A 20826-nucleotide genomic window follows, 5' to 3' on the forward strand; every position below is an offset into this window, starting at 1 on the left:
CAGGAAGGTTTCCTATCGATAGTTGGGATCAGAAAAGTGATCATTAGTGTAAACGCCATCCATAAACAGCATATGGAAATGCGTGTTCAGAATGTGCAAATGATGCCTGTCCTTGTAATTTTAACCCGATACTAATGGCATAGGGGCTTTTCTATTTGGTAATTCTAGGCCGGTTCCTCTTGTCCGGTCTTGGAGGCTTTGTTCTTGCTGTTGGCGGCTTGGGTTGCACCTTATTGTGTTGCCAGCCTGTTGGCATTTTATACCAGGGTCCTTCAAATTCCAGGCCCGTTACAAGTTCATATGATTCCGGAATTGCACTCCTTTGCTTATGCTTTACATACTTTATCCAGTCCAATTTGATACCGGTTAGGAATGCGTATTCCGCGCCCGCATTTCCGTACAGATCGAGGGCGACGACCTGTCCGGAGCCATCGGTCATAAGCTTGGCAAATCTCCCCTGCCGGTTACCTATGGAAATGCCTTTGTGCTTAAAGCCTGGGCTGACAACTCTCAATTCAGGCAGTTCAATCCAGTATACGTAGTTGCCGGCATATCCGCCGCAGGCAGGTGTTGGATCCGTGGAGATCCAAAATGTGTCATTCCGCTTTTCCTTCTTAACAAGTACCCTGAGATCATTGAGGTTGGGGCAAAACGCCTCTCTTCGACGCTGGTAATCTTGCTCGCCCTCAGTCGGTCGTCGAATGAGTGCAAGATCTATTTGCCTTTTCAGCATATTGGAAACTAATGCATTGTTCACATTTGGAGGATTGTATGTGCCTTTCAAGCAATATGAGGCAATCACATTCAGCGCGGCATTTCTATCCAAAGACTGCCATGCCTTGAACCCATGACGTTTGATAAGCTTTTCTGGTGTGGTGGTAACACCTCGAAATACTCTAGTCATGTCACTTCACTCCATGTTAATTGTTTATCCGCTAGATCCCGTGCTCGTTTGAGTGTGAATCGTGAATCTCAATGCACCTTGTCGGCCCTTGGCTTATAGGTGATTATTTCGCCGATGCTCTATCCGTAAGTACACTTGGATTCAGTGAAGTCACTCTGTAAATCCGTATGCCAGGCAATATGGGCTGGCCGACGAGCACTCCTCATGAATGGTTAAATGAGTTCTCCTTTACTGTTGAGTGTAGCAGCGAATGATGGCGTTGATACTGATCACGTGGAGTCAGAGTCGATATATCATTCGCACTTTAAAGCGACGTCCCTGAAAAGGTTGAAAAGGGGTCAGTACCCTTAATCCCATATAGTTAGTTCAATCATTCTTCAATAGCCATCTGAACAAGGATATTCAAATGCAAAGAAAACGCCGTTTCTATTTACCAGGTATCCCGGTCCACGTGATCCAGCGTGGCAATAGTCGCCAACCCGTATTCTTTGAATCTGATGACTATCAGGCCTATTTGGGATGCTTGAAAGAGGGTGCGAACAAGCACGGTTGCGCCATCCACGCCTATTGTTTAATGACTAATCATGTCCATTTACTTCTAACACCCGAATCATCTGAGGCGATCAGTAAAATCATGCAGTTCGTAGGCCGCCATTATGTCCCCTATATCAATAATATACCTACAGTAGGTCTGGTACATTGCGGGAAGGCCGCTACAAAGGATGCGTAATTGACAGTGACACGTATCTATTGTCTTGTATGCGTTACATAGAACTCAATCCAGTTCGGGCGGGTATGGTAAAAAAACCAATCAATTATCGTTGGTCCAGTTATCGGGCAACGCCACCCAGTACACTGACAAATTGCCTACTCCTCATGCTGTATATCGACAACTTGCCCAGGGTTACCAAGACAGGCAATTTTTTTATCTTAAATTATTCTGCAATGCGCTAGCAGCTGATCGGGTTCACGATATCCGTGCGACTGTTTAAACCGGCACACCCTTGGCAGTGCTCGCTTTTGCGAGCAGATTTAAAAAGCAACTAGAGTGTAAAGTATGTCAGGCAAGAAGAGGACGCCCAAATAAAAAGAAAACAGTAATTAATAAGTGAAATAAGGGTACTGACCCCTTTTCCCTTTTCCCCGATCGAGATTGGATCAGTTAACACTACTTGAACAATGCCTCCAATGTATCAGCCGATTGAGGCCGGTGAAAATAATAGCCTTGGAAACAACTGCAGCCGCATTCTCTCAGGAAACGGCACTGTTCTTCAGTCTCCACTCCTTCAGCAACCACTTGGAGGCACAGTTTATCTGCGAGCGTGATAATAGTCTCGACCAGGCTGGCATCCTCGGGATCGTTGCTGATATCACGAATGAAGGAACGATCGATCTTGATCTCGTCCACAGGTAATCTGCGCAGGTATGCTAGAGATGAATATCCAGTGCCGAAATCGTCAATACTGAAACGAACGCCCAACTTCTTCAATGTCAGCATCTTGTCCCGTGCCATATCCAGCTTATTCACAAGTACGCCTTCGGTGATTTCAAGTGTCAGGCAGGCAGGATCAACATCACTTTCTGCGAGGAGGCGCTCAACCTTTATGACGAAATCCGGATTGAGGAATTGCCGTGGACTGATGTTGACTGACATTCTGCTAGGCAGCGGGAATCCTGGGAAATGTGTCCAGGTTTTGTATTGTTGGAGCGCGTTTGCCAGGACCCACTCGCCAATCTTCAGAATCTGTCCTGTGTCCTCGGCCACAGGAATGAATTGATCGGGTTGAATCAGCCCCCGTTTTGGGTGTTGCCAACGTATCAATGACTCCAATCCCAGTAGATTATTAGCATGATCGACCAGGGGCTGATAGTGCAATTGGAACTCCCGTCTCTCCAGCGCCTGCTGTATATTATTCTTCAGGCGCAGCAGTTCTTCTGCCGCATGCTGCATACTTGGCAGAAAGAAACGCACTGTATTGCGCCCTGCCTCTTTAGCCCTGTACATAGCGGTATCTGCATGACGTAGGATGTCGTCTGCATTCTCATCTTCCATTGGGAACAGTGCAATACCGATACTTGGGGTTACATGTAATTCATGGCCCTGGATCGTATAGGGTTTTGACAACAAATCACGAATTTTTTCCGCATACATCTGAGTATATTCCGCGACCTTCTCGGTATCATCCCCAACTTCGCTGAACAGCAGTACAAATTCATCACCACCCAGGCGGGCGGGAGAGTCCTCATCGCGAAGATTTTTCTTGAGCCGTTCTGCGACAGCTTTCAACACCGCATCGCCGACAGGATGGCCCAGTGAATCGTTGATGTGCTTGAATTGGTCAAGATCGAGGAACAGCAGGGCACCCTTTTTCCCATGGCGTCGACAACGGGTCAGGGTTTGACTCAGCCGATCCAATAACAGTCGACGGTTTGGAAGATCCGTAAGCGCATCATAAGTAGCTTGGTGCTGTATGAAATCGGCGTAGTGTTTGCTTTCGGAGATATCTGTCAAAGCGCCGACAATGCCAATAGTCCTGCCTTCTTGTACTACCGGAGCTTCATTGACCTGCACCCAAATTTTGCGACCTTTGGTACCGACAAGCTCTAATTCATAAGATGGCTGTTGTTCACCGGTATCAATGGCGCGCTGGGTAATCTCAAATCCCTTTTTGTTAACCGGATGGTCGCTTACAAACTCCGTCCAGCGCCGTTTCGCCTCTTCCGGTCCGCAGTCTAGAAATCGATGGGTCTGGGGGCTGAGATATGTGAGCACATGTTGATCTGTGTGAAAGTAATGTAAGTTGCTGCTGTACTCCACGATATTGCGTAGCTTCTCTTCGCTGGCACGTAGCGACTGCAGGGCTGAACGCGTAGTAGCTGACAACCGATAGGCGACAAGCCAACTGAAGATCAGGACTGCGAGAATGACCGCGAATGATATCGGCAGGGAGGTGAGTAGTAGATAGCGTTCCCGAGTCTGGATATTACTGTTCTCGATGTCGATACCCAGCACGCCGGCCCGCTTGCCGTCGCTGGTGTAGAAAGGGGCGTATGCCGTGAGCCAGGTGCCCCATTTATCTGTGTAGAAGTCTTGTTCCACAAGAGGTTTGTCTAGCGAAGTAAAGTTTGTTTTAAGTGTTTCACTGGCATCGTCGTATAGATCACCGAGGTGGGCAATCTCCTCAGGATTCGTTTCTGCGTCGAGCACGAACATGATCTGTCCATCCGCGCTCGGCACCATTGTGTATACGTAGCGGATTCCGGTGGCAGTGTCGCGGATGCGCTGCAGATCACGGCGTAGCCTGAGATAGGTCGGACCAGACTCTTGTTCGGGTAACCTTAGGGTATTGTGGGCTTCGGCGTCGATCTGCAGTGCCGCAACCGCCACGATATCGTGTAGTTTCTCCCGCATTTCCTGGCGCAGCCGATCCTGGTACTGCCAATAGTAGACCCCGGTCATGGCCGATGAAATGATGAGGACGAGTAATGTAAGGCTGACAAAGATACGCTTACCCAAGGCTACCGGGGAGTAATCAATCTGCTGTGAGGCAATCCTATCGGTCATTGGTGGTGTTTTTGAATTGGTTTAATATAGAATAAGTAACGGGAGATATCCAAGCAAACTATAGCGGTCCTGCCACTCGATTGCGCCCTCTCCGTTTTGCTTCGTAGAGAAATCGATCGGCATCTCTGATCATTGTATCTGTGTTGACGGCTTCCGTAATCGATTGTACACCCAGACTCAGGGTTATCTGATATTTATTTTCATCAGAGAAAACCGCTGATTCCACAGACAATCGCAACTTTTCCGCAACCTCCATAGCCTGGCGCCTATCAGTCTGGGAAAGCATAATCAGGAACTCCTCTCCCCCCCACCTGGAAACCAGATCCTGTCGCCTTACAACAGAGGATAGAAGCTTGCCAAGCCCGATTAGAAGATGATCACCAACGACGTGCCCATATGTGTCATTTATTCGTTTAAAATTATCCAAATCGGCCATGATGATCGAAAAAGGAGCGCCATGGCGATTATAGGTACCGTAGGCTGCATCCAGTCGCGCCAACATTTCCCGTCGATTAGCCAATCCTGTCAACATGTCAGTGTGGGAAGCATGTTCCAATTCGTTGCTGATCTCGATGTATCTTTTGTGCGTCCTTTCCCTCAGGAACTCGTAAATTGTCACCATAATGGACAAAGCAAAAAAGGAGGCAATAAACCTGACTTTAAAACTTTGTGGATAGTCTGCAGTGACAAAAGACACAGATGGGATATACATCACAACGATTGCGATTATCAGTAGCACAAATAATGCGATGACTCCTCTTCGCAATCCCTGGAGCAACATCATTATCAGAGTCAATGGATAACACCACAGGGGGCCGGTATTATCGATTCCCCCTGTTGAGATGATATAGGTAAAAGCAATAACAACCGCAATTGAGATTCCATTGATTCCGAACGACGGATTTTTCATCAGCCACATCAGGAACATTGACACCAATACCAGTAGGGTAATGGCAAGAAGCGTCAGCCCTAGGATTTGTCTGTCATTAACAATCGCAATGATCCCAAAGACGATCAAGAACGTCGACCCTGAAGCCCCAACCAACATGCTGAGCTGGTAACCACGTCTAAAGTCTGTATCTTTGATATTCATACCCGATTCATAGCTAACAGCAAATCAAAAACCGTTGAAATCATTCTGGCGGGTTACGATGGGGTTTAGTTAGAATTATACATCAGTTCCAGCAGTCTTGATGGGAATTTCACTTCTGTTCGATAGCCGGTTTCTCTTACCTGATATAGACCTGTTTGTGATATCAGGAAAAACGCCGCCAATCACACATCTGTCAAATTGAAGATAAATGCATCAAAATGTCTATATAGCGTTGAAACCTTTATAGCGGCCTAGATAGGGCATTAAAAAACCGGACGGTTTGATCTATTCTGGTCGAATGTTCACAGGTAAACTGAAGCAACAAGTGAAAACGATGGCGTTCATACTGACTACATGGAGTCAGAGTCGATGTATCATTCGCACTTTAAAGCGACGTCCCTTTATCTTGTTATCGGACAAAACACGGATTGCTATTTTCCGAACACTGCGATCAACGGCGACATAGGCAACATGGTCGAAAATATCGATCTTTCCAACCAGTCCACCTTGTATTGCTTTATCTGCAGTGAGTGCGCCTAGAATGTCGCCGGGACGAACTTTTTCTTTGCGGCCGCCATCGATACAGAGCGTGACATTCGGTGCGGTGAGACTGAAACCCTCAGGTATGTCTAGCCCTACCGGTTGCTCCAGGCGCACTTCGTTCTTGAGATAGGCCTCAATGGCATTGACGCGATTGGCCTCTGAGGCGATAAACAGACTAAGCGCCAGACCATTTCTCCCTGCCCGTCCTGTACGACCGATTCGGTGGACATAGATCTCTGGATCCCGGGGCAGCTCATAGTTAATCACCGCGCCAAGTTCCTTGATGTCGAGGCCGCGAGCTGCCACATCTGTAGCCACCAGTACCGGAACACTACCATTTGCAAAGCGCACCAGTACCAGATCACGATCCTTTTGCTCTAGGTCGCCGTGCAGTGCCAGGGCTTGAATACCCCGCTGCTGTAACTCCTCCGCGACTTCCTGACACTGTGATTTGGTATGGCAAAACACGACGGTAGAAGTCGGAAAAAATTTCGCCAACAAGGCGGCCAGGGTTTGATTTCGCTTGCCTTTTTGGACTTCATAGAAGTGCTGCCTGATCTTCAAATCGCTGTGATGTGAGTCGACGGTCACTTCAATCGGATCGCTTTGAAAAGCGGCACTCATTTCTCGAATGGTCTCGGGATAGGTGGCTGAGAAGAGCAGGGTTTGTCGTTGAGATGGGGTGGCTGAAAGGATCTCGGCCATATCGTCATGAAAACCCATATCGAGCATTCTATCAGCCTCATCAAGCACAACTGCACGAACACTGTCGAGGGAGAGGGAGCCCTTCTCCAGGTGTTTGAGGATACGTCCCGGCGTACCGACCACCATATGTGCCCCATGCACCAACGAACCTATCTGCGGTCCGAAGGGGGTGCCGCCACAGAGAGTAACGATTTTGGTGTTGGAACTGGCACGTGCCAGACGTCGTAACTCCTTGGCTACCTGATCGGCCAGTTCTCGGGTTGGACAGAGTACGAGCCCCTGTACTCTAAAAGATTTCTGATCGAGCAGGTTGAGCAGACCAAGTCCAAAGGCAACCGTTTTACCACTTCCAGTCTTGGCCCGGGCGATAAGATCCTGCCCTGCCAGCAGATGGGGCAGACTCTCCGACTGGATCGGCGTCATCTTCAAATAACCTAGAGACTCAAGATTATCCAACAACGCCGGAGCGAGTTTTAGTGAGGAAAACTGGGTTGTCATAGAGTGTATTTCAGGCTGATGAATAAACCGATGCGGATCGTGCCAGGTAGTAATAATAACAGTTTGTCCCGGTAATTGATGCACTCAACAAAATTCTCAGCACTCAGGAAATGACCTAACCAACACACGACACTGATGATGAGCGTACTACTGGTAGACAAAGCCTTTGCCCCACTGCAGTCCCACTAACGACGCACCAATGATAGCATCATTTGTGGGGGAGAGTATTTATCGGGTTTTAGTTTCTGGAACAGTCCTATCAGGTCACGCTTACTGAATAAATTGGTATGCAGTAATCGAGCAATCTGTTGCATACTAGGAGAAAGTTTCGATTGGAACTTCATAAACGCGATCAATAAATAAACGCATAATGCTGCCAGTATTTGAGTCAGCACAGCATTCTTGCTGTTACCTATAAATGTTTTGATTTTTAAATTCTGCTTGATCCATTTGAAAAACAATTCCACCTGCCAGGGTTGCTTATAAATATCGGCGATGGTCTAAGCAGACCAGTCAAAGTGGTTTGTGATAAAAACATAATGACGCCCAGTCTCAAGGTCGCGATAGCCGATACGTCTAATTGGGTTCAGCTTATCGCCATCGCGTTGTTTGGAGCTGTATTTAATGATTTGATCGCTAGTGACTGCCGAGTTAGGAGCCGTATCACGGCGTTCAAGCACCTTGTATTTGGCATTTCCCCGTATCCGGGTGGTCCAGTAAATACCCTTATCTGTCAGTGTCTTATGCCATCGGTAATTGTTATACCCCTTAACAAAGACCAGCACTGATCCCCTGGGGGCATCAAAGGCTCTGGCTTGCTCGTTTTCTGAAACACGCCCTTCGGTCACCTGTGCGAAACAGGGTATCAAGCCGTCATGATCCAGCCACACATGTAACTTGAAAGCGGCTTTCTTGCGATTGTAGTCTGCCCAGGAAAAAAGTTTCATTGAGGCATTCAGCAAAGAACCCTCAAGAGAGAAAAGTTTGTGTTTAAAACGAAAACCATGTCGCGGGGCATGGTGGGTACAGCGTTGATAGAGCAGCTGAAATAACTGTGTGTAAAATTTTGCATCACGTTGTTCATTCGCTCTGCTTAATTCAGATTTGCTTACGGGTTGAGTGCCTAGATGGTAATGGAGATGGCGTTGTGACGCTAAACAACTTTCAAAATCGCGCAGGCTCTGACGGCCACTGAGCTGCCCTACCGTTAACGCTACAAACTGGCTCCAACGCGATAATGCGGTAGCTCGAACCTTGCCATCCACCATGTTTGCCAGCTTCTCGAACTCATGTCTCGGGATCATTTTTAAGCATTTGTGACAGCACAGTGTTAGAATGAGCCATGGCTTAAATCTTCTGTTTATACTGTGTTTTCTAGACAATTACATTGTATCAACACAGGTTGATTTAAGCCTCTTTATTGCTTTGTTACTGGGACAGCAGTGGCTTTGACCCCTTTAATCTTCCGGCTTGATTCAGACAACAAGCCACCAGACAACCTGTCTTTCTGTTGCTGTATGTGTAGCCAGGTGTAAAAAACAGAGTAATTCATATGATTCACTAGCTTAAGAACGTGTCTCCATCAGTACAACATCACCAGTAACACGAATGCCAGGGTGTTCTACGATTGGTGCCTTAAGGGTTATTTTGAAGCCAAGCGATTCGTAGTAGGCAATCAGTGCTTTTTTGGCATGTACCGCGATCAAACTGGCATTGGAATATCCCTGCTGTCTGCCTTCTTGCAGGGATAAATCAATCAATTGTTTACCAATTCCCTGTTTTCTATATTCAGGAATCACAGCCACGCCGCAGATATACCAGCTGTTGAGTGCTTCCAGATATTTATAAGGCGCATAGATGTCGTCAGTCTCATAGGGAGGAGGGTGCCCATCCTTGCTGAAATTTTCCTCTGTTATAGGGAAAGAGAGAATCATCCCAACCGGACGAACGGTTTCTGCAATCAAACAGTTGCGATAGCTGTAATCACCCTCATCACGCGCATACCATTCACTACCCACATCCAGAGCAGTTTTGGCTGACGGCTCATCGCACTCATCCTGCCACTCCAATGTGGCGATACCATCGGATGAGATATCGATCATGGTAGCTATAAAGCGGCTGTCATCTGCCGTGGCAGGACGATAGTGTACATCCATCTTAGCTGCTCCCTACGACTTAACGTTTAAAGTTCTCAACACCTTCTATTTTTACAGTGCCGGGATGATCAGAAACAAAAAAACCGTGCAATCGCCATTGAGCGTGAGGTTATGTATAGAGAGAATAACCGCAACACCCCTGCCCATCAAGGCAGAAAACTGGTGACAGAATACGCTTTAGACTCCCGTCTGCCCGACCTCAAACCACCCAACTCTCCGGGTTCCCGGCTGATAAAATCGTCTGGAACGATTTTGAACAGCTTTAGCTGACCCCGAAGGGGTGGAGGACAGGGAGTCCGGAATAATCTGCCCTCCCCCCACTGCCTTCCTAACCATCCGGTTTTATTCAGACAATAAGCCACCAGGCAACCTGCCTTTCTGTTGCTGTAAGTGTAGTCAGGTGTGAAAACCCGGTGCCATACAATCCAGCCCGAAGTCGGTGAGCCACGTGTAGCAGGTGACCGATCTGGTGGGGGTGGCAATCTGTACTTGGCTTGTAGATGTTTCAGTATCTTGTCGATGACCACCTGTTCCTCTATACAGCCCTTCCCTCTTCTTTAACCGCCTGAAACAGAAATTCGCTCCGCCACCTTTTTTGATCAAGCGGTCGGAGTCAAGCCAACTGACGATATTGCCATATTCTCCCTGCGTATTGTGGCTTGACTCCATCCTCTGATGTGTCGCCCCTGATGGAATGAATTGTTATCCCTTCGTGATAAACAGGTGAGACCTTTTCACCAGAATTATTCACTCACATCTGTGCCAGGGCTTGCCGTCTTTACAATCCCTGCTCAGACACCAATAGTCAGTTAGGAGAAAACAGATGAAGAAAATTGCTGCAATTAGTGCACTCGCTTTGACATTCGCATTACCCACTGCCGCTCTTCACGCACAAGACAATCCGTTCGCAGGAAATCCCGACCTTTACGGTCATTTTCTTGCCATGGAAAAAATGAAGATGACGCAAGGTATGATGGACAAGAATGAAGATGAAATGATCAGCAAGGATGAGTACATGGACTATGCTGAAAAGGCTGCCAGCAAGGGTTTCATGATGTCTGACATGAACGATGATGGGATGATTTCCAAAGATGAGTACATGTTCAGCAACCCTGATCTTTATGGTGGCGACAGGTTTATCTACGGTGGATTCTTGTAAGAATCCTTGTATCGGGGGCTGAACTGCCCCCGGTATCAGGTTCAAAATCGCCCCATTCGCAACGAGCAATATAGTAAATATAAAAGCAAACCGTCTTCATATCAGGGCAGAAAACTGGCTGTAGTAAAGACTTTTAATACCTTTACCCGGCCAACCTTTTGCTCAACCCCCAAGAATCCCTAGTAAATTCGACCTCCCAGAAACAGCATATGATAGTGAACATTCAGATTGAGTGCGCCACCAAAACGCTGGATCAGCGTTACCGCGCGGGTCTGCGCGGTTTTTTGAGTAAATCCCGCCTTCTTAATTAGATGGGACGATATGGCCCTGTAAACAATCCCCAGCACACGCCCCATCCGTTGCGGGCGGCTGGCGAACAGAACCCCAGGGCGGCTCATATCGACAGTCTCCTTCCGTCATCATGCTCTCGGTATTATCCACTATGAATTGTACTAGATATGTGGGGATTTCAGTCGTGAATATTCACTTCCGGGCAGATAAAGCTATATTCCTGATCTATACTCGCTCGCAAAAAGGAGATTGAATCATGCACATATTTATTCTCATCTTCCTGTCATTGATCTTGCCTACAACTTCTGTTTATGCGGGTGATATGCAGGGTAGTCGCGATCACCCGGAAATTCCACGTGTGGCTGGTTCGGAAATCATCGGTTTTGAATACAACGAGTACGATGCCGCCAACTTTTTGAAAGCAGACGCGAGTACAAAAATAACCCTGGTTAATCCGGAAGGTAAACGGACGCGTATTCTCTATCTGGCAAAGGCGGGCGATAAGCCGCTGATGGTACAGAAGAACTATGCTACTGCCTTGAGGCAACTGGGAAATGCCAATGAGATATACAGTTGCAAAAACACAGGATGTAACAGACATCTGCTTGCGACCACATTCTGGACGCGTGACACAATGGTTCCAACCGAGGGGCTAACTCACCCGTTTTATTTGCTGGGCTTCTCTCACACCTTCACTTCGCCGGCATATCGCTATATTGACGTAACGACGGATAGTGCCAGATATCATGTTGGTGTGTCTGCCGTGGTTATCGCCGCGAACAACTCCAACAAAAAATTCAGGGAACGGACTGTGATGCTGGTTGAGATTCTGGAGGTCAGCAATTTTGAGGCAACCCTGGAGTTCGTCGACGCATCCGAAATGCAGCAGCAAATTGGAGAGTCTGGGCACGTGGCCCTGTACGGTATCCAGTTCGACCATGATAAAGCGACGTTACGACCTGAGTCCAATGAAACGATTACCGAGATAGTGAAGGCATTGAAATCAGATTCCGCCTTACAACTCTACGTGGTAGGACATACTGACGATGTCGGAAGTCTGACGTACAACCAGGATCTTTCCCTGAAACGTGCCAATAGTGTCGTTAAGTCATTGGTTGCCGCCGGCATCGAAGACAGCAGACTGACTGCGCTTGGTGTCGGACCTGCAGCACCGGTCAGCAGTAATGATACTGAAACCGGTCGGGCAAAAAATCGACGTGTTGAGTTAGTAAAGCAGAGAACGGTTGACTGATGGAAAAGCCATTAATATGGAGAAATAGAGCAGTGTCGCGATAAGGGTACTGACCCCTTTTCTGATAAGGGTACTGACCCCTTTTCTGCTTAAGATTCGGGGGATTTGACCCTGCACTGGGTGAAAAGCTGATCGATAGATTGCTGGAAGAGCCCGGTATCTGAGACAGGCGGATCGATTCTCTTCTGCTACTACATGGTCTGAGCCATCCACTCTTCAAACTGTTCAGGTTTTAATGGCCGGCTGTAGAGATAGCCTTGAGCTTCCTGACAGCCCTTGCCGTAGAGGAAAGCGGCCTGCTCCTGCTTTTCCACCCCTTCAGCTATCACCTTCAGATTCAGCGCCCGGCCCATACTGATGACGGCTTCAGCGATGGCCATGTCGTTGGGATCGACAGGTATATCGCGGACAAAAGACTGGTCAATCTTCAACTTGTGCACAGGCAATTGCTTCAGATAGCTCAGTGAGGAGTAGCCAGTGCCAAAGTCGTCAATCGCCAGTTCTATGCCCATATCCCGCAGACTCGAGAGCACCTCGAAGGCGTGCTCGGAGGCGCGCATGGCGAAACTCTCAGTGACCTCCAGGCCCAGTCGTTCAGGCGGAAGGCCACTTTCGGTCAGGCAGCTTTTCACTAACTCGGGAAACCCCGCATCGTGAAGTTGCGGGCCTGCCACATTAACGTAAACACGGCCAAATTCATGACCTTCGTCGAGCCAGGCTCTTGCCTGGGTTGTGGCTGTACGCAGTATCCAGGCACCAAGCTGTCTGATCAAGCCGCTCTGTTCGGCAACAGGGATAAACATGTTGGGTGGGATAAGCCCGCGTGTCGGGTGTTGCCAGCGGGACAATACCTCGAGGCCAACCAGGTTATTGGTATTGAGGTCTATCTGCGGTTGGTAGACCAGATAGAACTGGGACTGATCCTGGGCCTCGCGCAGGGCGCTCTGCACGAAGCTGTGCTCTTGCGCCTGTTCGGTCATCTCTCGGGTATAGAAGCAGTAAGTGTTCCTGCCCGCCTCCTTGGCCTCGTACATGGCTGCATCGGCAAAGCTCAGCAGGGCGTCGGCATCCTTGCTGTTATCCGGATACAAGGCGATGCCGATGCTGGATGAGACCCGCAGGATATGGCTTTCCACTTCGAAGGGATCAGCGAAAATCTGTATTACCTTTTCCACAACAGGAATGACTTCGATCGAGAGATGAAGATCTTCCAGCACCAGGCAGAATTCGTCGCCACTGATGCGGCCAACGGTGTCGCCAGCACGGGTGATTCGGGTAATACGTTCTGAAACCTCAACCAGCAGTTGGTCACCAACACCATGGCCAAGTGTATCGTTGATGTTTTTGAAGCGGTCCAGATCAAGAAACACGACTGCTACTTTGGTACCTTTTCGCTCGGAACTGGCCAGGCTGTGAATGAGTCGGTCCCTGAACAGTAACCTGTTGGGCAGGCCGGTGAGAGAGTCATGGTGTGCCAGATGATCGAGGCGGGCTTCGGTGGCCTTGAGTGAAGAGATATCAGCGAACACGCCGACATATTTCTTTGGTCCGCCGTCATCCGGGTCTACTGAGCTGATGGTGAGTATTTCAGGATAGACGGTACCGTTTTTTGAGCGATTCCAAATTTCACCATGCCATTGGCCATTCTCCAGTAACTGATGCCACATGTCTTCATAGAAATGCTTGTCGTGTCGACCGGATTGGAGAACACGGGGGTTCCGGCCTATCACTTCATCCCGCGAGTAACCCGTTATTCGGGTAAAAGCGTCGTTGACATCGAGAATGTTGCCTTCATGATCGGTAATGGTGACCCCTTCTCCGGTACTGCGGAAAACCGCTGCTGCCTCTATGAGCTTTTCAGCGTTCTTTTTCCGTTGGTCGATGTCCTCGATTACGGAGATAAAGTAGAGCGGTTCTCCATCATCATCACGAACCAGAGAAACGGTAAGCCGGATCCAGACTAACGCTCCCGATGACTTGATGTAACGTTTGTCCATCGAGTAGGTTTTGCGTTTGCCTGACAATACCTCTTTGACAAGAGCAAGATCCGCATCCAGGTCGTCTGGGTAGGTGATGTCCTGAAAGGTCTTTTCAAGCAGTTCCTCACGTGAATAGCCGACGATCTCTGAGAGCTTCTCGTTGACTTCAAGCCAATGGCCATCTGGAGCGACGCGGGCAATACCAACAGCAGCCTGGTCGAAGGTGGCGCGAAAGCGGCGTTCACTTTCGGTAAGGTCGCTCTCTGCTCTCTTACGTTCTGTAATGTCGCGACCTATACCCAGTACGCCGACAAGCGATCCATCGGGGGCATGCACTGGTGTCTTGGTGGTCTCCAGTTGAGTGATATGACCGTCCGCATAGTTCGCATCCTCTTCATTCATGTGGACTTTACCGCTGTCTAGCACTATCTTGTCGTTCTTGCGATAAGCATCGGCTATGGAAGGATCGAAGAGGTCATAATCTGTTTTTCCAATGATCCTCTCTTCGGATAGATCGAGGAACTCTTGGAAACGGGAGTTACATGATAGATAAACCCCTTCCGGATCTTTCAGCCAGATCAGGTCGGGTATGGTATCGAGCAGGGTTCTCAGGCTCTTTTCACTCTCAATGAGTTTGGCTTCAGCCAGTTTCCGCTCAGTAATGTCCTGCACGATACCGGACATGCGTTTAATCTCTCCCGTCTTGCCGAGTTCATGACCGCCCGCTCCCCGGATCCACCGTATTTCATTATCTCTCCGACGAATACGGCATTCGAAATTCCAGTCGGATTTAGTGTCTACAGAGTTGTTGAAATTGTTGTCAACGTCTGACCTGTCTACAGGAATGACGTGATCAAGAAACATTTCATAGGTCCACTCAGGCAGCAGTGAGTCATAACCGAATATTTGATCATGCTTCAACGTTCGGTGTGCCGTGTGATCCACAAGATTAAGATCCCAGCTGCCGGTATGACTGTGATCCAGGGCAAACCTCAGCCGTTGTTCACTTTCATGAAGCAGACTCTCTATGCGTTTCTGTTCTGAGATGTCCCTGACTATTCCTTCTACGGCCTGCACAGTTCCATTCTCATCTTTCACGTAATGGACATTTGCCGATGCCCACCAGGTAGTGCCATCTTTTCGCTTTAACTCGGCTTCAAACCCCGTCACGGATCCTTTTTCATTCAATAATTGTAAAAGAATATTGCGCTCTTCAGGCCGGACATAGAGTGATTCGGCTGCATCGATTCCGATAACCTCGTCTGGTGTAAAGCCGGTCATGTGTTCGATGGATGGTGATACAAATATAACTTTTCCGTCTAGACCGACCTGGTACATCATGTCCGGGCTGTGCGTAATGAGATTTTTATATTGCATTTCGCTCTCGCGTAATGCGTGCTCTGCTTCCTTGCGATCAGATACGTCTATCAGGCAACCGTGAATAAATGTTGCCCTGTCGGTAGAGTCCCGATCATTGACCTCGCCAAGTGCTGATAACCAATGCATGCTTTCATCAGGCCAAATAACACGAAAATCAAAACTGTATTGATCAGACCCTCCTGCTGATAGACACTCTTGGATAATCGCGTGGACCGAGTCACGGTCTTCTTCGTAGATGGAATCAAAAACCTGCTCAAATGAAAGCCCCTTAACGGCCAGATCTTCTGGTATCCCGCTAAGTTTCGCAAAGTGACTGTCCGCTACAATCATGTCACTGCCGATATCCCAGGACCATGTTCCAATACCCCCGGCAGAGAGGGCCAGCTTGAGTCGACGCTCGCTGTCTTTCAGCGCCTCTTCCGTGTTGCGAAGCCGTTTCTCAAGCTGAAGCTGGCTTTTTAAACTTTCAAGCTCCTGTTCCCGGTCATTCAGTGCCTGACGCAGGTGTTCTATGTGAGTGTCATAGAGTTGTCGAACGATATTGTTCCGGGTCACCAATCCTACAATGTAGCCACTCTCTCCAATCACAACCAGGCGTCGAATATGTGCCTGATCCATGATTTTGATGGCGTCTGATACGGGCATGTCGATAGGTATGGATCGAACAGGGTGGGCCATTACGCTGGAGAGGCTAATAGATTCCCCTTTGTTAATGGAAGAGGAGAGCCTAACCAGGTCTCGTTCTGTGAAGATGCCAACGGCAGCGCCCGCATCTTCCACGACCACGCACGAGATGCGGTCACGCGCCATGAGCCTGATTGCGTCATCAACAAGTGCATCGTATGGAAGGGTGATGACGCTACGGGTCATCAGCGCACCGACTTCCTTGAACCGCACCAGAAATTCGGTCCCCAGATGCTGCATGAAGCTGCTCTCGGATGCGATACCCGCTAAATGCCCCTGATCGTTGACAATGATCAGATGGCGAACGTGATGATCAGCGATCAATCGATAGGCCTCGCGATAATCCATATCCAATGGAGCAGTCAGAGGTGGCGTACCCATTACGTCCTGTACTGCGAGATGTTCGGAGTCTTGATGTCGATAGCTGATAATGACAGCGTCGCGCTCGGTAAAAATCCCAACCGGTACCTGTCCTTCGGTGATCACAATGGAGCTGATGCGCTGTTTGCGCATGAGTGCCAACGCATTATCCACAGTACAATTGGGTGGCACCGTGGTTACCGGGGCGGTAAGTATGTCGGCAAGTTCTAGCTTAATCATTGATGATGATATCTGTTATTAGAATTCAGGTTGATGCGTAAGTGACATATCTGAAAGCTATTCCGTTAAGTGTAGCATCGGGCGGCGCTGACAATATGGCTGACAGGCAGCAAGAATTTAGATCATATGGGGTGATAATATCACCCATATTCAGGTGGCCAAAACAACTATGCCACTACACTCCCTGCTCTCAGTCATCTATCAATATCCGCGTCTTCATTCCTTTATGCAATGAAACTTATGCCTACCCTTCTCATCAGCAAAGCCCTTCAAACTGCGATCAAGACTTTTTAAACTACCCCATTCAATCCTGTCTTTACCCCTATCCTTTGCCAAGTAAAGTGCATCATCGGCACATCTAAATAGAGCCTCCACATCCATAGAAACACCATGTTCGTATGCCATCATTCCAGCACTGACTGTGATTCGCTCACCCCCGGTGTTGTTAAGCACCAAATCTGAAACAGATAGTCTCAATCTATCAATGAGATCAGAGGCATCATCAGTAGATGTCTGTGGCAAAATCAGTAAAAACTCTTCCCCGCCATATCGTCCAGCAATATCATATGTTCTTAGACTACTACTCAGGGTATTGGCGATCGCAACCAACACCTCATCCCCTACCTGATGGCCAAACTGATCATTAATCTGCTTGAAGTTATCCACATCAACAATGGCAATGCAGAACGATTGCCCATGCCTCTCAGATGCATTGATAACACCCTCCAACGCACGCAGCACTGCATGATGATTCAGCAAAAGCGTCAAACTGTCATGGGTGGCTAGCTCCTCTAGACGTTGATTACTCGCCTCTAGCTCTGATGTACGTTCTTTCACCAAAGATTCAAGCTTTTCGTTCAACAGGGTCAAATAGCCCCTTGCCTGCTGATCGGCTTGCTCTTTCTCTCTGTTTAATGACGCCACCCGCTCAGCCAGTGCCATACCCAACATCGTAACTTCGAAAACTGAGCCTAATTGTAATGCGTAGGCAGTCACAAAATTATGCGGTAAAACTCCCCAATAGTAGAGGCCGGAGATAAAAACAAAAATCAGGAATACGCCCCAGGCAATCAGAAAGTAGCGCGCAGCGAGATTACCACCACGATAGGCGATGACAGCTGCCAACATGACAATAGGAACAAGCACCAGACCTGAGAATGAGCTGACCCGCTTCGCAAATCCAGTGTAACCTGTGAGAGATAAGAAAACACCAATAGCCGCCAACACAGCGGTTAACCAAAAAAGATGATAGAAAGTGCGACTATATTGTGCAATATCGAGCAGCTTGCTCGAGAAAATCATGGCGGTTATCACCACAACACCAACAAAGAAACTGGGTGCCATGTCCTGCCACAAGGGAAACCCCGGCCAGATGAACTGAAAACCCAACCCTGTCAATGTGAAATTGAGTAATCCATAGAAGGTTAAGTACAGGGCATACCAGAAAAAAAGCGGTGATTTAAGAAATAGCAAACCACCTATTGCTGATGCCACCAATAACACGATAGCACCAAAATAGAGCCCAAACCAAAGCTGTGACTGTGCAACATATTCGGCAAACGCAATCTGATTCCAGAGTCGAACTGGCAATTGAATTGAACCATTCGTCGTCAACCGCATATAGAGAGTCTTGATCTCACCCGGCACAAGATCAATGGTGAAGACATTCGTGCGAACCTGTACGTCACGTGCAGAGAATAAAAAGGCATCTCCCCCAAGGCGCTTTCTGAAACTTGCCTGACCATCGGGCTCGTAGAGCTCGATTCGATCCATGAGTGGATAGTCAAGCTCGAGTAAAAAGGTCTGTGCGGAAGACAGATGGGAAGCCAGTGTGAAGCGCGTCCATACAGCAGCGTCGGTAAAACCGATTTTTCCGCCGTTAGACACATCCTGATATTGTGAATGTAGTGTTGCTGCACTGGCGCTATCGATATTCAGCTGGCGCTCAGGGTCGAGCAGAACCTGCATCACCCCAGTCAATGTGGCAAAACGGAAATCATCACCGACATCGGTCGAGTCAGGGTGTGTTTGTCCAAATACTGGAGGGCTTAGAATAATCAAAAGCAGGAAGATCGCTGGAAAAACTCGCGGTAACCAGTGACTGAACATCACCCACCCCAGGGTAAATCTGTGTAAATAGAATTCCTGTCTCTCTAAATTGCCTCCCTTCGCTAAGCCAAGCCACTACAAATTAGTGCACACAGGCATATTATGTGCCTGTATCAGGATTTTTACTATGTCCATACAAGAATACACTTCTGCAACACTGTATATGAAACCCTCTGATCAACACTCCACGAGATTCACCAGTCTCTGGGACACCCATTAAATATTTCCGATATTTCAAAGAGTTAATCTCAAATATTCCCTTTAATCACTATTAAGTAGTAATAAGTCGGTAATTATTCAGTGCTGATCGCTGTCCTCTGTGCCAGATTTTTTCTGGAGCTGGGCATATGCTAACCAGTCTGAATCGGGTGAGATCCGTGCTGCCGGCAGCAACTCAGAGGGGTGCTTTAAAATGCCCTTGGCCTGTAAGCGATGAAGGATCTTGTCGATTACCGCCTGATCCTCGATATTGGCGATTATCTTGGCTTCACCTCCGCACTTCTCGCAGATAGTGGTGTCAATATTGCACACACTCTTCAGGCATTGCGCCCAGGTGATCGCCTTGTACCGCTGTTGCGGAGTCTTATCATCACTCTCATGAGGCTTTGATCCTTTGCCACGTTTGGCGGGCGTTACATCGACTCGGTATTTGCTGTTGGGCGCAAACACGCCATGAAACCGGGTCAGGTTCACCGTAGGCTTGGGTACCAGCGCCGCCAGCTTGGCGATAAAAACCAGTGGCTCAAAGATGACGTGCGTGGTCCCATCGCTGTAAGGCATTTTGAGCTGGTAGCGAATATTCCCAGAAGCGGTCAATGACAGGCGTTTCTCGGAGACCGCCGGTCTTGATATATATCGACATAGCCTCTCCAGTTTGTGCCGTTCCAAGGTCTCTGCCGCAACACCGGCATGCAGGCTAAGCCCAGCCACTTTCGCTACCTGGGCAAAACGGTCATCTTCTTCCCAGGCCGGGATGGTCTGCAGCGTGAACACCTTGCGTCCCTGTTGGAGTCCGATGGCAACGCGGTAACTCACCGAGCAACCCAATACCTGTTGCATCGGATCTTCGTCTTGATCTTCCAGATTCAGGTAGCTGTTTTCCACATCGCGTTCCAGGATTCCCTCGCGCTCCAGAAACCCGGCAACCCGATGGCTGATCCTATGCACCAACTCCGTCAATTCCTGCTGAGCGGGTGCATGGGCACGATGAAATCGGCTTTTACCCCAGGGCATGGTGGTGTACACACCGTCCAGAAACAGCATGTGGAAATGCACATTCAAATTGAGCGCACTGCCGAATCTTTGGATCAGCGTCACCGCACCAGTCTGCGCGGTTTTTCGAGTGAATCCCGACTTCTTAATAAGATGGGACGAGATGGCCCTGTAAACGATCCCCAGCACCCGCCTCATCAGTTGCGGGCAGCTGGCAAACAGGAACCGCAATTGAAATGGGAAGCTCAGCACCCATTGTCGGATCGGTTGTTCTGGTAAAACCTCATCCACCAACAGTGCAGCACTTTCCGCCATACGTCTTGCGCCACAGCTGGGGCAAAATCCGCGCCGCTTACAGCTGAATGCAACCAGGTGTTCATGATGGCACTCGGTACATTGCACCCGCAGAAATCCGTGCTCCAGGCGGCCGCATTTGAGGTAATCGGCAAATTCCTGTTCCACATGCAGGGGCAAGGGCTTGCTCTGCATGGCCATCACATCCCTAAATTCCGGCTAGTACCGCTCGATGATTTGATAGAGCAGCGTCTGTTCCGGCCGGTGACGTTTATAGGGCGGGCTGTGGGGTGACCGATCCGTGATCGCTGCTTTAGGCATAGCGTGCTCCATTCCATGGAGCCGCTTATGTTCTCATATTGGTCTCTACATATCGATTCGCCATGCACGACTGGATGGATG

General features: G+C 48.6%; 10 protein-coding genes and 3 pseudogenes. 3 read left to right on the forward strand and 10 right to left on the reverse strand.

What is annotated here, in order from left to right; all coding sequences use genetic code 11:
* Nucleotides 1-151 precede the first annotated feature (151 nt).
* Nucleotides 152-904: a hypothetical protein gene (locus A3193_RS10330; protein WP_069006743.1), complete on the reverse strand. Its 753-nt coding sequence runs from the start codon at nucleotides 902-904 to the stop codon at nucleotides 152-154.
* Between the two features lie 406 nt (nucleotides 905-1310).
* Between A3193_RS10330 and A3193_RS20420 the strand changes: the two genes are divergently transcribed.
* Nucleotides 1311-1634, forward strand: a complete 324-nt coding sequence (locus tag A3193_RS20420) for a transposase (protein WP_141694613.1) — start codon at nucleotides 1311-1313, stop codon at nucleotides 1632-1634.
* A gap of 438 nt (nucleotides 1635-2072) precedes the next feature.
* On the opposite strand, the gene A3193_RS10340 is transcribed toward A3193_RS20420, so the two are convergent.
* The 5 genes and pseudogenes from A3193_RS10340 to A3193_RS10360 all read right to left on the reverse strand — a co-directional run bounded on the left by A3193_RS10340 (nucleotide 2073) and on the right by A3193_RS10360 (nucleotide 9464).
* Nucleotides 2073-4469 (reverse strand): bifunctional diguanylate cyclase/phosphodiesterase, encoded by a 2397-nt coding sequence (locus tag A3193_RS10340; protein ID WP_083218671.1) that lies wholly within the window; start codon nucleotides 4467-4469, stop codon nucleotides 2073-2075.
* Nucleotides 4470-4527: 58 nt separating this feature from the next.
* Nucleotides 4528-5562, reverse strand: a complete 1035-nt coding sequence (locus tag A3193_RS10345; protein ID WP_069014648.1) for a GGDEF domain-containing protein — start codon at nucleotides 5560-5562, stop codon at nucleotides 4528-4530.
* A gap of 360 nt (nucleotides 5563-5922) precedes the next feature.
* Nucleotides 5923-7308: an ATP-dependent RNA helicase DbpA gene (gene dbpA / locus A3193_RS10350; RefSeq protein WP_069014649.1), complete on the reverse strand. Its 1386-nt coding sequence runs from the start codon at nucleotides 7306-7308 to the stop codon at nucleotides 5923-5925.
* Nucleotides 7309-7493: 185 nt separating this feature from the next.
* Nucleotides 7494-8612, reverse strand: a pseudogene (locus A3193_RS10355) (IS4 family transposase).
* A 261-nt stretch (nucleotides 8613-8873) separates the two neighbouring features.
* Nucleotides 8874-9464 (reverse strand): GNAT family N-acetyltransferase, encoded by a 591-nt coding sequence (locus A3193_RS10360; RefSeq protein WP_069014650.1) that lies wholly within the window; start codon nucleotides 9462-9464, stop codon nucleotides 8874-8876.
* Between the two features lie 823 nt (nucleotides 9465-10287).
* On the opposite strand from A3193_RS10360, the gene A3193_RS10365 reads away from it, so the two are divergent.
* Complete coding sequence (locus tag A3193_RS10365; RefSeq protein ID WP_069014651.1) at nucleotides 10288-10623, forward strand: hypothetical protein; 336 nt, start codon at nucleotides 10288-10290, stop codon at nucleotides 10621-10623.
* Nucleotides 10624-10814: 191 nt separating this feature from the next.
* Here the strand turns inward: A3193_RS10365 and A3193_RS10370 are convergent.
* A pseudogene (locus A3193_RS10370) lies at nucleotides 10815-11003 on the reverse strand (transposase); the annotation flags it as partial.
* A gap of 167 nt (nucleotides 11004-11170) precedes the next feature.
* On the opposite strand from A3193_RS10370, the gene A3193_RS10375 reads away from it, so the two are divergent.
* Nucleotides 11171-12166: an OmpA family protein gene (locus A3193_RS10375; protein ID WP_069006752.1), complete on the forward strand. Its 996-nt coding sequence runs from the start codon at nucleotides 11171-11173 to the stop codon at nucleotides 12164-12166.
* 191 nt (nucleotides 12167-12357) lie between these two features.
* Here A3193_RS10375 and A3193_RS20285 read toward each other — a convergent pair whose 3' ends face one another.
* The 3 genes and pseudogenes from A3193_RS20285 to A3193_RS10390 all read right to left on the reverse strand — a co-directional run bounded on the left by A3193_RS20285 (nucleotide 12358) and on the right by A3193_RS10390 (nucleotide 20757).
* On the reverse strand, nucleotides 12358-16809 hold the full coding sequence (locus A3193_RS20285) for a PAS domain S-box protein (RefSeq protein ID WP_083218674.1): 4452 nt from the start codon (nucleotides 16807-16809) through the stop codon (nucleotides 12358-12360).
* Between the two features lie 216 nt (nucleotides 16810-17025).
* Nucleotides 17026-18918, reverse strand: coding sequence for a sensor domain-containing diguanylate cyclase (locus A3193_RS10385; RefSeq protein WP_069014653.1), 1893 nt, complete (start codon nucleotides 18916-18918; stop codon nucleotides 17026-17028).
* Nucleotides 18919-19215: 297 nt separating this feature from the next.
* Nucleotides 19216-20757 (reverse strand): annotated as a pseudogene (locus A3193_RS10390) (transposase).
* Between the last annotated feature and the right edge of the window lie 69 nt (nucleotides 20758-20826).

It is taken from the genome of Candidatus Thiodiazotropha endoloripes (assembly GCF_001708965.1).
Lineage (GTDB): Bacteria > Pseudomonadota > Gammaproteobacteria > Chromatiales > Chromatiaceae > Thiodiazotropha > Thiodiazotropha endoloripes.